The following is a 15,036-nucleotide window of genomic DNA, read 5'->3' as shown; positions in this document are numbered from 1 at the left end:
CAGGTGTACGCATGGATCGATATTCGGGCAGGTGTCGGTTGGAAATTCGCTGGACAGGAGCGTGGGACCATGGTCGCTGAGGCGGGATATTTCGCGATCGAGATACTCGTCGTCGCGTTTGCCGGCGGTGCGATCGGGGCCGCCATGGGCGGGATGGCAGCGCTGGGCCTCTCGGGATTGGTGATCGTCGTCGGCGAGGTCGCCAATGCGGCTACCGGTGCCGCGACGGGAAGCGCTGGGGCGATCGGACTCACGTCCCAGATCGGGTACGGCCCCGCGCTCGGCCCGCACGTCGCCTTCGCCGGTGGCGTCGCGGCTGCCGCGTATCTCGGCCGCCACGAGGAGCCCGATTCGTTCCCCTATCACCGGGCCAAGGACATCTTCACGCCGAACGGCGCGCGGGTCGATGCGTTGCTCGCTGGCGGGGCGTTCGGCGTGATCGGCTACTGGCTGGCCGCACTCGTCCGGACTTTCGCGCTCCCAGTCGATCCGGTCATGGCAAGCGTCCTGGTCTCGGGATTGTTGGCCCGGATCGCCTTTGGCTATCCGCTCGTGGGATCGATCAGCGAGGGCCTGCTGGACATGTCGCCCTACGAGCGCGGCGAGATCAGGACGGCACTCGAAGGGCACGACGAGGCTGACCCGACGCGACTGGCCGTCGAGCCGTGGGTTCCACACCAACAACGGTGGCTCCAGCAGGCACTCCTCGGCATCGTCGTCGGGGTGTTTGGGGCCTACGTGACGTACGTGACCCAGCGGTATTATCTCGTGTTCGGTCTCGCGATGGCCACACTGACGATCACCGTCGCCGGCGTCGATCGGTTCCCGATCGTCCACCACATCGCATTCCCCGCCGGCATCGCCGCACTCTCGATGCCAGCCATGGGGATCGAAGTGGCGCTTGCACTCGGTGCCGGGTTCGGCCTCGTCAGCGCAGTGATCGCCGAATTCAGTGGCCGTATCCTCTATGCGCACGCCGATACGCACGTCGACCCGCCCGCGTTCGCCATCGTAGTGACGACGCTCGTGATCGGGTTGCTGACGGCTGCCGGAATCTTCGAGCAAGGGCTCATCCCGGCATTCTAGCACGCAAAAGAGAGATACCGAAACTCGCTCCCGGAGGCGCCCGCGGGATGTTTACGGTTACAGTTCTTCAATCGGGTTGTAACTCCCGTTGATGTCCCACTCGTGGAGACAGTGAGGGCTGCCGGTCCGGTCGTCGTCGCGGGCGGCCCAGACGCCACGGTCGTCGTCCCAGACTTCCTTGCGCCCACATCGTTCACACTTACGCTCGTTCGGGGGAGCGATTCGAATCATGGATAGGTCGACGGGACGGATCGACAAGAATGTCTCGGGTCAGCGAATCGATGCCTACAGTTCAACGCTGCCCGGATTGAGGCTACAGGACCGGAGCAACTCCCCAGTGACGTCATAGACCAGCAGGGTCTCCTTCTCGAAGCGAACGCTATCGTCGTCGATGACAATTTCGATCCGGTAGCGGCCGTCGTTGGTCTCGGCGGCATCGACGATGTCCGTTACGTTTGCCACCTCGGTATCGAGTTCACAGATGAACGCGCCGGTGAGGCGTTCCGCGATGCTTAGTACACCTCGCTGTCCCTCACGCTTGCGAAACGCGACATCGACGTCCTCATCCTCGAGTGTCGATCCTCCGTCGTCGGTCAATTTCTCACGGAGGAGGCCGGCGACGCCACTGTACTCAATTCGCAACGTCGGGACATCGGGCGCGTCGGGGCTCCCCCCGGCCGGGATGGCAGTCAGACTGAAGTGTTCGCGCTTCATCCGGTAGGTAGTGGTATGTGTTCGAATAGCATGAAGGTGACGGCGACGTCAGGTTCGGCCGGTTGGCTGGAACACAGGGGCGTGGCCGCTCCCGGGAGGCTTTCGGACAGGTGACTCTCGACCCGACAACCAAACGGCGTCCGAATTTAAGTACCTGGACTCGTTATCCGCAATAAGGATCGGCGTCGGGCGCGTCGAACGTGACCGAACGATGTCAGAACCGGAGCACCCTGGGGATCACGATGCTGCTACGTCCACTGACAGAGCCGCGCGAACGGCTGAGGAAGCCGGAGAGCTCGGTCCATTGGGATCAGCGAAAAACTGGCTCGTCCGGGTCGCGCGTGTGCTCTCAGGTTCACAGGTGGCCGTCGAGAATTACGATCCTCATCGACACGAACGTCTCACGGATTTTACCGGCCTTCCGGGGATGGACGAGATCGAGCGGTACTGGCTGAACGCCCCCTATGCGTTCGCCTCGATCAATTACGACCCGGAGCGGGACGAACACCGCTATCACGTAGTCGAGCCGGGACTCGACGACTTTGAGCGGGAACTCCTGGAGCGATTGTTCGAGGACGTCCGTGATCCGCTGTTGTATCGCGCCGACGTCGATGAGGATCCGGAAGGGGCGTTGCTCGCGGAACTACGGGAGCGACTCGAGGAGTACGGTGTTGACGTCCGAATCGAGACCGTCCACCGGCTCTTTTATTATCTGTTCAGGGAGTTCCAGGGCTATGGGAAGATCGACCCGCTGATGTACGACCCCGGGATCGAGGACATCTCCTGTGATGGGGCGGGGCTACCGATCTTCATCTATCACGATAGCTACACCGACATCGAGACGAATATCACCTACGACGCCGAGGCACTCGAAAACGTCGTCGTCCAACTCGCCCAGCGCTCGGGCCGGCACATCAGCATTGCCGACCCGGTCGTCTCGACGACGCTGCCGGATGGCTCGCGGATCGAACTCGCGCTGGGAACGGAAGTGACGCCGCGAGGGTCGGCGTTCACGATCCGGAAATACGCCGAGGATCCGTTCACGCCGATCGACCTTCTGGAGTATGGCACGTTCAACCGGGAGATGCTCGCGTATCTTTGGCTCGCGATCGAGCACAACAAGTCGTTGCTGTTCGCCGGCGGGACCGCGGCCGGGAAGACGACCTCGATGAACGCCGTCTCGATGTTCATTCCGCCGCGGGCGAAGGTCCTCACTATCGAGGACACCCGTGAACTCTCGCTATATCACGACAACTGGCTCTCCTCGGTTACCCGCGAGCGCTTCGACGAGGACGACATCTCGATGTATGACCTCCTGCGATCCGCGCTGCGCCATCGTCCGGAGTACATCGTCGTCGGTGAGGTGCGTGGTGAGGAGGCGATCACGCTATTCCAGGCGATGAACACGGGTCACACGACGTTCTCGACGATGCACGCCGACTCCGTCCAGACGGTCATCAATCGCTTAGAGAACGAGCCGATCAACGTTCCGCGGCCGATGGTCCAGAGCCTGGACATCCTGGCTGTCCAGGTGTTGACCCGCCAGGGTGACGAGCGCGTCCGCCGGGCAAAGACGCTGGCGGAGATCGAAGGTATCGACCAGCGGACGGGTGAACTCGACTACGCCAACGCCTACGAGTGGCAGCCAAACCAGGACGGCTACGCCCAACGGGACTCCTCGTTGCTCGAAGAGATCCGCGAGGAGCGCGGCTGGAGTCAGGCGGAACTCCTCCGGGAACTCGAAGACAGAGAGCGGTTCCTGGCGCATCTCCAGGCCGAGGGCGTTTCGGATTACCGCCGGTTCACGTCGTTCGTCAACCGGTACTACGCCGACAAAGACGCCGTGCTCTCTCGGATCGAGGGAACAGCCACCACGGAGCCATGAGCCTCACGGGATACCTGCCGCTGGTCGCCGCACTCGCACTCGCCGGAGTGCTCGCGCTGACCCGCGTTAGCCCCCGTGTCGACCGCGTATTTACGCGGATCGCCCGACAGTATTTCAGCCAGCACATCGGCGAGTCACCCGCGCGAAAGCGCATGCTGGCCTCTGCGTACCTCGAGACGACCTACCGGGTGTACGCAGCCAAGACGTACCTCTATACGGCACTGGCAGCGCTCATCGGGGGGACCGTCGGGGTATATTTCATCGGCGGGGCGCTGGTGGTGATCCCGACAATCGCCGCCGTGCTTGCGGATCTCCCCTCGGTCATGGGTGACGCGCTGGGCAACCGAAACCTCGAAATCGTCCTCCCGCCCGACCAGGTGTTTCTCGTCCTCACGATCGGCGGGGTCGTCATCGGTGGGCTCTCCGCGGTCGTGACCTATGTGGCACGCTGGCAACTCCCCGCCGGCGACGCCGAGGTCAGGCGACGCGGCATCAACGCGGCCCTCCCCCGAACAGTCGCGTTCACCTACGCCCTGTCTCGTGGGGGACTCGCGTTCCCGGACGTGATGCGAACGCTCGGCCGGAACCGGGAAATCTACGGCGACGCGGCCGACGAGATGAGCGTCGCTGTCCGGGAGATGGATATCTTCGGGACGGACATGATCTCGGCGATCAGACGGACAGCCCACCGGAGTCCGAGCGACACCTTCCGGACATTCGCCGAGAACCTCGCGAGCGTCCTCGCCAGTGGCCAGCAGATCCCGCAGTTTCTCGAAGACCAGTACGACCGCCTTCAGGCGGAGACCGAACAGCGCCAGGAGGAAGTGCTGGAACTGCTTGCAACCATCGCCGAAGCGTACGTCACGACGCTCGTCGCCGGCATCCTGTTTTTGCTCACGATCCTGTTGGTGTTCGGGCTGACGGTGACAGATACCCTTCCGTTCTTGCAACTGCTCGCGTATCTCATCGTCCCGCTGTCGAATGCCCTGTTTGTCGTCTTCCTGGTGCAGAAACTCGAGGAACTCGGCGTCGCCCGTGAGAGCGGCGTGGGAACCCTCAAGAGCGCCGCTCCGGACACAACTGCACCCGAGACGACGACGGCGACCGCGGACGGCGGGCATCTCGCCCGGCTGTCGGCTGGCCGGTCCCAACTCGCGTTGTACGACCGGATCAGTCGATTCAAGCGTGTTCTGCGCCGTCCGATCCAGACGATCATCTGGAATCCGACCCGGATCTTCTATCTCACTGTGCCGATCGCGCTGATATGGCTGGTGATTCGCGGGCCGGCCGCCATGACCGACTACGGGTTCAACCTCCGGTACGCCGACGATGTGATCGTCCAGATCACGATCTTTTTGATCGGCTCGTTCGCCACCGTCCGGGAGATCTACTCCCGGCGAATCGACCGGATCGAGGCCGCAACACCCGAGTTGCTCGAACGGCTGGCGAGTCTCAACGAGGCGGGGATGTCCTTCGTCGAAAGTCTCGATCGGGTTCGGGACTCGGATCTTGGCGTCCTGACTGACGAAGTCGACCGCATTTGGACTGACATTTCGATGGGTGCCAACGCGACCGATGCGCTTCGTCGGTTCGGGCTGCGGGTCCGAACGGCCTCGATCGCCCGGGTCGTCACGCTGCTCACCCATGCAATGCGGGCGAGCGGACGGCTCGGCCCAGTCTTGCGGATCGCGTCCTCGCAGGCGCGTGCGGATCTCAAACTCCGCCGGGAACGCCGCCAGCAGATGTTCACCTATCTGGTCGTGATCTACGTCTCGTTTCTGGTCTTTCTGGTCATCATTTTCGCCGTCGAGGAGGTGCTCGTCCCGAGCTTACCCGACAACGTTCCCGTCCCCGAGTCCAATCGCCTGGGCGTCGACGTGACTGCCTTCGCCCGGCTCGGGCAGGTCAACAAGCCGGCCTACACGCTGATCTTCCTTCACGCCGCGTTGATCCAGGCAGTGCTCTCGGGCTTCGTCGCCGGCCTCCTCGGTGAGGGGACGCTCAAGGACGGCGCGAAACACGCGGCGATCTTGCTTTCGATCGCCTACGTCGCAATCCTGCTCGTGACCTCGCCCGTGGCATCGCTGACCATCCAGGATCAGGAGACGCTCGGCGATGGGGTCACGATCGACTCGGTCTCCACCTCTGAAGGTGGGTTCGTGGTGATCCATGAACGCACAGCCGACGGGGCGATCGTGGGTCATACCGGCTACCTGCCGCCGGGTGAGCACACGAACGTTCGCGTCCAACTCGACGAGTCTATCCAGCGCCAGACGACACTCGTGGCCGTGCCGCATATTGATACGAGCGGCGACAACCGCTTTACTATCGGCATCGACCAACCGTATGCGACGGGCGGTGATCCGGTGGCCGTCGACGCCCAAATCACACCGGTGGAACGCGAGACGAGCCAGTCGCTTGGCCGCGAGTCCGCGCTTTCGGCTCAATCGACGAATGGGTTGGCGCTGGCGTCGTGGAGAGCGTCGCCGATGTGAATCGAGCCCAGCGCGCCGTTCTGATTGACGCTCAGGGTCGGCTTCGCCGGTGACCGAACGGCTATCTGCCAGGAGCCCCTCTTTCCGAGTATGCCCGAAGACATTCCCGGAATCCACCACGTGACGGCCATCGCGAGCGATCCCGAGGCGAACTACGAGTTTTACACCGAGACGCTCGGCCTCCGGCTGGTCAAGCGCAGTGTCAACCAGGACGATACCTCGGTCTATCACCTCTTCTACGGCGACCACGCGGGCTCGCCGGGCACGAGCATGACGTTTTTCCCCTACCCGGGAGCCCGACCCGGGCAGGTCGGGACCGGGCAGGTGGGTACAACGGCGTTTATGATCCCGGCCGACGCCGTCGAGTACTGGGTCGACCGCCTTGCGGAGGCGGGCGTCGACGCCGACGAACCACGGGAGCGCTTCGGCGAGACCGTGATCCCGTTCCGTGATCCGGACGGCCTCCCGCTGGAACTCGTCGGCGTCGAAGACGCCCCCGCCGGCGATCCGCCCGCCGGCCCGGTCCCGCCCGAGCGGGCGATCCGTGGGTTCTATGGCGTGACCCTCTCGCTCGAAGACACCGACAGTACGGTCAGGCTACTCGAAAAGATGGGCTACGGACAAGCGGGCAGCGAGGGGGATCGAACACGCTACGAAGCAACTGGTGAGCTTGGGGCCGTCGTCGATCTGGTCGCCGAACCGGACCGGGGGCGGGGGCAGCCAGGAGCGGGGACCGTTCATCACGTTGCCTTCCGGGTCACGCGCGACGACCAGGCCGAATGGCGCGAGCAACTCCAGAATCTCGGGTTGCGCCCGACCGAAATCGTCGATCGAAAGTGGTTCGAGTCGGTGTACACCCGGACGCCCGGCGGCGTCCTCTTCGAGTATGCGACGGCGGAACCGGGCTACACCGTCGACGAGGATCTCGACGAACTGGGCGAACGGTTGGTTCTCCCCGACTGGTTCGAGGATCGCCGCGAGGAAATCGAGGCCGGGTTGCCGCCGCTGTCGGTCGACACTCCCTGATTCTCCGCGGAAACACTGCCGTCTAGAACAGCCCGATACCGATGCTGTAGGCCCACGACTGGGTGCCAACGGCCGCGACGACGAGTGCACCGCCGGCCATTACCAGGTTTTTCAGAAACGCCGTCATCTCGTCCTGCTGGTCGTCCTCGGGGACGGCCCAGAAGTCGTGCATCGTGACAGCCGAGATCAGGAGGAACCCTGCGAGTGCGACCGCGCCGACGACCGGATAGACGCCGGCGACCACCGCGAGTCCCCCGGCGATCAATACGACGCCCGAGGCGATCACGGAGAAACCCGGTGCGGGCAATCCTTTATATTCGGCGTAGCCCGTCATCTGCTCGCGCTGCATGAAGTGGTTGAGGCCCATGAACGCCAGGACGACGCCGAAGAGGATCCGTCCTGCCAGGAGGACGAGTCCCTCGCTTCCGGTGAACGCCATCAGGAGTACACCTCCAGTGAGTCGATTTCGGTCTGTAGCCGATCGAGTTCCGATCCACAATCTGGTATCATTACGTTACGTAGTTCGAATCCGAACCTACTTATGTATTCGGCGACAAGAAGGTGATCAAGTAACATCGATGTCACCGACGACAGTTGCCGAGGAGCAGACGGTCGAGGAACAGAACGAGGGGGCCTGTCCGGTCGTCGAGGCCGTCGAAACGATCGGATCGGAATGGCGACTCGTCGTCCTCCACGAACTGGTCGAGAGCGAGCAGCGGTTCAACGAACTCAAGCGATCGACGGGTGCGAGTTCCCGGACGCTCTCGCGCGTCCTCGACGATCTGGCGGAGACCGGACTCGTCGACCGTCGCGTCGAGGAGAAGCCGATCGCGACCTACTACTCGTTGACAGAGCGAGGACAGGCACTGTGTCCGGTCTTCGAGGAACTCGAACAGTGGGCCGACGAGTGGATCGAGGGCGTCGAGGCGTAGCCGTTTCGCGGAGAGCGTCCCCGGAACCGTCCTCAGGGTCGGTCGGTCACGGACACCGTGTCGGCTGATTCTTCGCCGATCGCCGCCTTGACGCGCTCGTGAAACTCCTGTAAGACGGCCGACTCGTCTTCCGCCAGGACGACGTCGCTGGCCATCAGCGTCGCGAGTCCGAACGCCCGCGGGGTCGGCGAGTCGACGCGGTGGTGGACGACCCCGATTTTTCCGGCGTCGATCGCGTCGAGCACGTTCTCGATCGCCGCCACGTTCAGTTTGTCCTCGAGGATCTCCCGGTAGGTTTCTTCGATCACGGCGAACCCGTCGAGTTCCTGGGCGAAGCCGAGTAACATCTCGCTGTTGACCTGCTGTTCGCTGGCCGATTTCTCATAGCCTTTGTAGCGTTTGAGGATCATCAGCGACCGCGTCGCGTTGATTCGGAAATACCGTTCGAGCAGGTCCGTTCCGTTGAGGCTGGCACGCAGGTCCGCCCGCACGCCAGTCGGCTCGATCGATTCGAGGACGCCCGCCACGTCGACTTTCCGGTTGAGCGGCATCGACAATGTAAAGCCGTGATCTGCGACGGCCACCTGGACGTTCGCCGTGGCCTGCTGGGCGACGTGATAGGCCAGCAGTCGCGAAAGGCCGTCGTTGAACCGGCGACCGTAGTTCGAGTGGACGTAGTACCGGCGTTCGTACGACTCGCGATCGCGCTCCTCCTCGATGACCAGGCGTTTATCCGTGCTGACGCTCTCCGGACCGGCGTAACGCACCTGCTGGTCGAACATCTCGACGATGGCGCGAACGCTGTGCTCGTCGAGGGGGAACTCCCGGAGCCAGAGTCGAGCTGCCGACTGACCGCCCCGCTGTAGTTTGGCGAGTAACTCGCGCTGGAAGGTCAGGATCTCCTGCCCGAGATCATAGCTGAGGGGCAACCGCTCCGAGTACCACGAGGGGACGGTCGGACGAGCGCCCGTCGGATCGACGTAGACCTTCGATCCCCGGCGGTAGCGATACTCGTAGCGATCACCGCCCAGCACGAACACGTCGCCGGACTCCAGTGTGTCGAGATAGGATTCGTCGAGTTGCCCGACCCACTCGCTGTCACCCCGGGTCAGTACGTCACAGGTGAACGAATCGGGAATCGTCCCGATGTTGGTCATGTAGATGACCCGCGCCAGCCGGCCGCGCTTGCCGATCAATGTCTCGCCGACCGGGAACTCGTCGTAGTGGTACTCCCCGTCCGGTGGGTCGTTTTCGTCCCGCCAGATCTTCGCGTAGACGTTCTCGCCCTCCATGCCGGGATAGTCGGCGGTGAGATACCGGACCAGTCGCTCCCAGTCCTCGTCGGTATACGTCCGGTAGGGGTACGCCCGTCGGAGGATACCAGTGACCTCGGATTCGGGGCGCACGTCGTTGATCGCCATCCCGTAGACGTGCTGTGCGGCGACGTCGTGGGCGCTCTCGGGGACGAAGACCCGGTCGACGAAACCTTCCTCGGCTTTCTTGAGCATGACCGCACACTCGAGTAGTTCGTCGCGGTCGAGGGCGACGACGCGGCCGGTGACGGTTTCGCCGAGTTGGTGGCCGGCACGCCCCACCCGCTGGAGCAACGCGGCGACGGATTTGGGCGACCCCACCTGGACCACCAGGTCGATGTGGGGCATGTCGATCCCGAGTTCGAGGCTCGTCGAGGTCGTCACCACGTCTACGTCGCCGGATTTCAGATCGGACTCGATAGCCTCGCGCTTGTCCTTCGAGAGGCTGCCGTGGTGACACCCGGAGTTGTCCTCGTCGTAGGCGTCAAAGCGTTCCCGGAGGTTATGCAGGACGCGTTCGGCCCCCGAGCGCGTGTTTGTGAACACGAGCGTGTTGGTGTGATCGCCGATCAGGTCGTGTAGCTGATCGTAAAACCGGTCGTTGATCGTCGATTGGGACGTGTGGATCAGGTCGTCGGTCGGCGACGTGAGCTCCATGTCGAACTCGCGGGCGAAGCGAGCGTCGACGATCTCGTAGTCGCGGGGATCGCCACCCGGCGCTTCCCGGCCGACCAGAAATTCCGCCATCGTGTCCAGCGGTTCGACCGTCGCCGAGCAGCCGATCCGCGTCGGCGAGGTTTGGGCCATCGCTTCGAGTCGTTCCAGCGACACCGAGAGGTGGGTTCCCCGCTTGTTCGCCGCGAGGCTGTGGATCTCGTCGACGATGACGTACTCGACCGTCTCCAGCTTCTTTTTGAATTTCGGGGAGTTCAACAGGATTGCCAGGGTTTCGGGCGTCGTGTTGAGGATGTGGGGCGTCTCTTCGAGCATCGCCTGGCGGTCGCTGTCGGAGGTGTCGCCGTGGCGGATCGCGTGGCGGATCTCGACGTCTTCGCCACGGTCTTCGAGCTTTGCGGTGATCTCCGAGAGTGGTACTTCGAGGTTCCGGTGGATGTCGTTGGCGAGGCTCTTCAGCGGCGAGAGATACAGACAGTAGACGGAATTGTCCAGCCCGTCCTCGCGGTCCCGGCGGAACAGTTCGTTGACGATGGCCGCGAAGCTGGCCTGGGTCTTGCCCGAACCGGTCGGGGCGGCGATGAGCGCGTTCTCGCCGTCGTGGATGTGCGGGATCGCCTCTTTCTGTGGCGGCGTGAAGAAGCCGCCGTTGTCGGGAACGTACGTTCCGAACGTCTCGATCCACCACTCCCGAACGGCTGGCTCGAACAGTTCGAGGACGCCCCCGTCGTCGATCGAGACGGACTCGGGATCGAAGCCGAGGTCCACGTCCACGTGTTCGAGCAGGTCCCGTCCTCCCATGGAGTGGGTTTACCTATTGATCCGGAGTGTCTTGTGTACTCGGGTCGGCGGCGATCAGCTGATGAACGCGTATGCGACACCGAACCCGAACCAGGCGGCCGTAATCGCCGCGAGCGCTGTAAGTGTGATCGTCACGACGCGCGCGCCCGTCAGCTGTCGTTTAGCGCCGACGAGACCGATTGCCCCGACGGGGAGAATCGTCCCGACGAACAGCGCGGCGTTATCGACGCTTGGAGCGTTCAGGACGAGCGCCATCGGCGCATACGCGACACCGAGCACCCCGGCAGGGTGGACGTGCCGTCGTAGTTCGATCCCGAGCAGCGTCAGTCCGACCAGTAGCCCGAACCAGATGACGGCGATCTCCGTCCCGAACGCCACCAGGAGGTTATACGTCGCGTCCGTGAACGGCTCGACCCGCCCGCCGATGACCGTGACGTCCCACGGCGCGAAAAACGACGGTGGGACGCCCGTCAGCAGATCAGTGAAGGGGTGGATGGCCAGTCCAAGCGCCGATGCGCCGAAGATCGAGCGTGCGGACAATCCGATCCGCGCCGCGAGGGCCGTGAGGGCAACGCCACCGACGACGAACAGCGTCATGACCCCGGCACCGACCACGCCGCCGGTGAACGCTGCGAGGGCGACGACACCGAAAAGGACGGCCGCGCCACCCCATCGGTTGGGAACAGAGACGGCAAAGCCCGCACTCGCGAGAACGGCGACGACCAGCGAGTGGGTCGTCGTCCGGTGGCGCTCGCCCGTCGCCGTCCAGAAGTGATCGAACGCCGTTGCCCCCTCCGGGAGCGTGACGACCTGGAATGCCGCGTGGGCGACATCGACGTCCGGGAGTGAGGCGAACAGTGCGGCCGCCAGCCCGGCGATGACGGCGTACTGAACGGTCACGCCACGGAGTGACAGACGTTCAGCGGGACCGAAACGCCGAGCGAGTACGGCGACGATCCCAAAGGCGAGGAAGGCGTGACCGACGAACACGATGATCTTTGGCGACGGGCGTATATGAACGTCACTCTCCCGGCGGCTCGGACTCTGTCTCGCCGCCCAACACTGTCAGGAGCTGCGTGATGAAGTCGTTGAGGTAGACGGTCCCCCAGGTCGCCACGATAACGGCTCCGATGGTATTGAAGATCAGATCCTTCATCGTGTCCTCGATCCCGTACTGGGTCAACACCGGCGACCCGCCGATGGCGGTCGCGGCGGCGCTCGTCGTGAACTCGATGACCTCCCAGAAGACACCGAAGGCAAGCACGAACAGCAGGATGAACACGAAGACGAACCGATCCGGGAGATGCACGTCGTTCCAGTGTTCGTCCAGCGCGCGGATCGTCGCGTAGCCGGCCCCGGCGACGACCGACGCCGAGAGGGCATGGGTCAGGTGATCGTACCCGGGGATCGACTGATAGAACCCCGACCCGCCGGGCACGCCGACGGTCCCCAGGGAGTGTAAAAAGACGGCCGTCGTGATCCATAGCGTCAGTCGCGGGTCCATCGAGACGCTGTAGTCTCGTTCGAGTAGCGGCGGGATCTGCAGAACGATGAGCCCTATCGCGGCGTTGATCGAGATGCCGACCGAGCGGCGTTCGAGGCCGATGAACAGCAACCCGGTCAGGACGAACTCCATCAGCTTCGTGAGTTGTTGTTGGCGATACGTGCTGAGCCGAAAGCGCGAGCCGAGACTCACGCCCTCTCACCCCCACGGCGGACATCGGCGTATCGGCGGACGTATAGTTCGAAGAAGATGCCGGCGAGCAGGCCGGCGACCGCCGAGGCGACGAACTCCCACATGAGTTGCTCCTCGATGGCGTCGTCACTGAGCTTCGGATCGAGCAACAGCGTGGTTCCGAGATGCAGATCAGAGAGCCACCGGGAGACGGCCCACAGCCCCGCAAAAGCCAGCGTCGACACGACGACGAACAGCAGCGCGAACTGGTAGTTCATCTCGACGTTCGTAAAGAGTTGCAACTCGACGGCGACGATCAGGGCCAGCGCAGCCACCGAGAGATACGTCGCGACCTCCCGGAAGGCGACGTTCACGCCGAAGGTGTACCCGAGCAACGGCAACGCGGCGAGGACGAACACCTCCCAGGGGATCATCACCAGCGGATCGCGGCTGGCAACTGGCGGGAGCACCGCCAGCCCGCCCACGACCGCGGCGAAGCCAGCCCACAAGAAGTTCCCCAGAACGAGGTTCCCGAGGGCCGTCAGCGCGATGATGCCGACCAGCCCCCAGCCCAGTGCCGCGTTGATCCGCGACTGACGCAACAACGACGCCAGATTCGACGGGGTTGGTTCCATAGTATTTCTCTCGACCCCCCGAGGGAAAAGCTCCTCCCTCGGATCTGATTGGCGACCTGTTGCGGACTCAATCGAAGACGTATACTGTACCGGAACCGGCCGTCGTGTCCCCGCCCGGCGCACCGACGACTGCCGTAGTCCCGTCGCCGGACAGCGCCAGGGCATCGCCGTACCGACTGTCTCGCTGACTGCTCTCTGCCGTGAGTGCCGTTTTTGGTGTCCAGGACCCCACAGCGTGGGTGAAGACGTGGACGCCGACCGCATTCGAGTTCGAGTCCGTCAGTCCAGGGACGAGCGCCGTTTCCCCGTCGCCGCCCATCGCAACCGACGGTCCGAATTTCTGGGTGTGAGCGAGGGATAGCACCGACTGGGACCACGATCCGTCTGCCCGATCGAAGACGGTTGCCGATCCGCCAGTATCGTCGCCTGGACTGTCCCCGACGATCACCGTCGACCCGTCGTTCGAAACGCCGATTGCCTCATCCAGTGGAACCGCTACGCCGTCTGCAAGCGGGAGCGTCGTCGTCTCGGTCCAGGACCCGCCGGCCCGGGTGAACACCGAAACGGTATTTCGCCCGTTCGCACAGATGACGGCCGTCGACCCGCGATCCGCCAGCGCGACGCTCGATCCCAGACGGACCCGTCCATCGGGGTCGTCGGGCCGGAACGTCGCTTCCCGGGACCACTCGCCGTCGGATCGCTCGAACGCGAACGCCGCGCCCGGGACGCGCGCGGGCGTCGATCGGGGAGCGGCGACGACATCCGCCGTGATTGCCCCACCGGAGAGCGACGCTGTCCCGGCAGTGTCGTCGGACCCATCGACGTACTGTGGCGCGCCGACCAGTGCCGTCTTCCCGTCGTCGGCGACAGCCACGGCCGCGCCGAAGGCGTCGAAATACTGTCCTTCCGTGGGCGTGAACGCCGTGTCGACGCTGAGTCGCGCATCCTGGGTCCACCCGTCCTCAGCCCGCTCGAACACGTACGTCGCCCCGGACACCCGTCCGTTCGTGCGCTCGTCGCCCGTACATCCGACAACGGCCGTCTCCCCGTCGCCGGAGAGCGCCACGCTGGCCCCAAACCCGCTAAACTCGGCTGTGTTCGTCGGGGAGAGCGTTGCTGTCCGGGACCACGAGTCGCCCGCCCGCTCGAAGACGGACACGACACCGGACTCGACCCCGGCGACAGTGGCGGCCGGTGCGCCGACGATGATCGTCGATCCATCGTTCGACACAGCGATCGAGTCGCCGAACTGGTCCCCGCTGGTGCCGTCCTCCGCGGTCAGTGTCGCCCGCTGTGACCATGATTTCCCCCCGCCCGGGGCGGCGATGCTTCCACATCCGGCAAGGCCCGTTACACCCGCCGCGCCGACGAGTCTGAGGGCGTCCCGGCGGTGTAGATCCATAGTCCCGAATTAACAACGAATAGGAAAAAAACTAGGGTGTTCTGGCGGACAGTGGCACAGCCGGCCACTCACTCCCGAAGGTCGTTGAATCGTGCAGCCAGGTCGAGATCGGCGTCAGTGATCCCGCCGGCGTCGTGGGTCGTCAGCCGAATCTCGACCTCGCGCCAGCCGATGGTCAACTCCGGATGGTGGAAGGCTTCCTGGGCGAGGCCGCCCGCGGCCGCCGCGAAGCCGACGCCGTCGAGATAGGCGTCGAATTCGAAGGTCCGGACGATTTCGTCTCCGTCGCGCTCCCAACCAGCCGGGAGCCGCTCGTCGATCTCCGCGTCGTCGAGGACGTCTGTCATGCATGGACACACGTCACTCGCTTTCAAGAACGTTCTGGCGGGGGCGAAAG

The 15,036-nt window shown here is 64.1% G+C and carries 14 protein-coding genes; 5 read left to right on the top strand and 9 right to left on the bottom strand.

Annotated features, from left to right (window positions below; all coding sequences use genetic code 11):
- Window positions 1-69: 69 nt before the first annotated feature.
- Window positions 70-1,086 (top strand): hypothetical protein, encoded by a 1,017-nt coding sequence (locus HBNXHr_RS08775; protein WP_275881848.1) that lies wholly within the window; start codon window positions 70-72, stop codon window positions 1,084-1,086.
- Between the two features lie 57 nt (window positions 1,087-1,143).
- Here the strand turns inward: HBNXHr_RS08775 and HBNXHr_RS08770 are convergent, their stop codons facing one another.
- A complete protein-coding gene (locus HBNXHr_RS08770) occupies window positions 1,144-1,317 on the bottom strand; it encodes an HEWD family protein (protein ID WP_275881847.1) in 174 nt (57 codons plus the stop codon).
- Window positions 1,318-1,371: 54 nt separating this feature from the next.
- Complete coding sequence (locus HBNXHr_RS08765) at window positions 1,372-1,800, bottom strand: DUF5793 family protein (protein ID WP_275736852.1); 429 nt, start codon at window positions 1,798-1,800, stop codon at window positions 1,372-1,374.
- Between the two features lie 211 nt (window positions 1,801-2,011).
- Between HBNXHr_RS08765 and HBNXHr_RS08760 the strand changes: the two genes are divergently transcribed.
- The 3 genes from HBNXHr_RS08760 to HBNXHr_RS08750 all read left to right on the top strand — a co-directional run bounded on the left by HBNXHr_RS08760 (window position 2,012) and on the right by HBNXHr_RS08750 (window position 7,206).
- Window positions 2,012-3,685, top strand: coding sequence for a type II/IV secretion system ATPase subunit (locus HBNXHr_RS08760; RefSeq protein WP_275736851.1), 1,674 nt, complete (start codon window positions 2,012-2,014; stop codon window positions 3,683-3,685).
- Window positions 3,682-6,180: a type II secretion system F family protein gene (locus HBNXHr_RS08755; RefSeq protein ID WP_275881846.1), complete on the top strand. Its 2,499-nt coding sequence runs from the start codon at window positions 3,682-3,684 to the stop codon at window positions 6,178-6,180. Before HBNXHr_RS08760 ends, HBNXHr_RS08755 begins: the two co-directional genes overlap by 4 nt.
- A gap of 90 nt (window positions 6,181-6,270) precedes the next feature.
- On the top strand, window positions 6,271-7,206 hold the full coding sequence (locus tag HBNXHr_RS08750; RefSeq protein ID WP_275881845.1) for a ring-cleaving dioxygenase: 936 nt from the start codon (window positions 6,271-6,273) through the stop codon (window positions 7,204-7,206).
- A gap of 22 nt (window positions 7,207-7,228) precedes the next feature.
- On the opposite strand, the gene HBNXHr_RS08745 is transcribed toward HBNXHr_RS08750, so the two are convergent.
- Window positions 7,229-7,645 carry a DoxX family protein gene (locus HBNXHr_RS08745; RefSeq protein WP_275881844.1) on the bottom strand — a complete coding sequence of 139 codons (417 nt, stop codon included), beginning with the start codon at window positions 7,643-7,645 and terminating at the stop codon, window positions 7,229-7,231.
- 139 nt (window positions 7,646-7,784) lie between these two features.
- Here HBNXHr_RS08745 and HBNXHr_RS08740 point away from each other — a divergent pair, with 139 nt between their 5' ends.
- Window positions 7,785-8,138: a helix-turn-helix domain-containing protein gene (locus HBNXHr_RS08740; RefSeq protein ID WP_275736847.1), complete on the top strand. Its 354-nt coding sequence runs from the start codon at window positions 7,785-7,787 to the stop codon at window positions 8,136-8,138.
- A gap of 32 nt (window positions 8,139-8,170) precedes the next feature.
- On the opposite strand, the gene HBNXHr_RS08735 is transcribed toward HBNXHr_RS08740, so the two are convergent.
- From HBNXHr_RS08735 to HBNXHr_RS08710, 6 genes are all read right to left on the bottom strand, one after another.
- Window positions 8,171-10,927 carry an ATP-dependent helicase gene (locus HBNXHr_RS08735; RefSeq protein ID WP_275881843.1) on the bottom strand — a complete coding sequence of 919 codons (2,757 nt, stop codon included), beginning with the start codon at window positions 10,925-10,927 and terminating at the stop codon, window positions 8,171-8,173.
- A 54-nt stretch (window positions 10,928-10,981) separates the two neighbouring features.
- A complete protein-coding gene (locus tag HBNXHr_RS08730) occupies window positions 10,982-11,917 on the bottom strand; it encodes a metal-dependent hydrolase (RefSeq protein WP_275881842.1) in 936 nt (311 codons plus the stop codon).
- Between the two features lie 31 nt (window positions 11,918-11,948).
- Window positions 11,949-12,623 (bottom strand): hypothetical protein, encoded by a 675-nt coding sequence (locus tag HBNXHr_RS08725; RefSeq protein ID WP_275881841.1) that lies wholly within the window; start codon window positions 12,621-12,623, stop codon window positions 11,949-11,951.
- Complete coding sequence (locus tag HBNXHr_RS08720; protein WP_275881840.1) at window positions 12,620-13,237, bottom strand: hypothetical protein; 618 nt, start codon at window positions 13,235-13,237, stop codon at window positions 12,620-12,622. Before HBNXHr_RS08720 ends, HBNXHr_RS08725 begins: the two co-directional genes overlap by 4 nt.
- A 67-nt stretch (window positions 13,238-13,304) precedes the next feature.
- A complete protein-coding gene (locus HBNXHr_RS08715) occupies window positions 13,305-14,639 on the bottom strand; it encodes an FG-GAP repeat protein (RefSeq protein WP_275881839.1) in 1,335 nt (444 codons plus the stop codon).
- Window positions 14,640-14,707: 68 nt separating this feature from the next.
- Complete coding sequence (locus HBNXHr_RS08710) at window positions 14,708-14,986, bottom strand: 4a-hydroxytetrahydrobiopterin dehydratase (protein ID WP_275881838.1); 279 nt, start codon at window positions 14,984-14,986, stop codon at window positions 14,708-14,710.
- Window positions 14,987-15,036: the final 50 nt, after the last annotated feature.

Origin of the sequence: Halorhabdus sp. BNX81 (assembly GCF_029229925.1) — an archaeon.
Lineage (GTDB): Archaea > Halobacteriota > Halobacteria > Halobacteriales > Haloarculaceae > Halorhabdus.
This window is presented reverse-complemented; position numbering and strand designations above follow the sequence as displayed.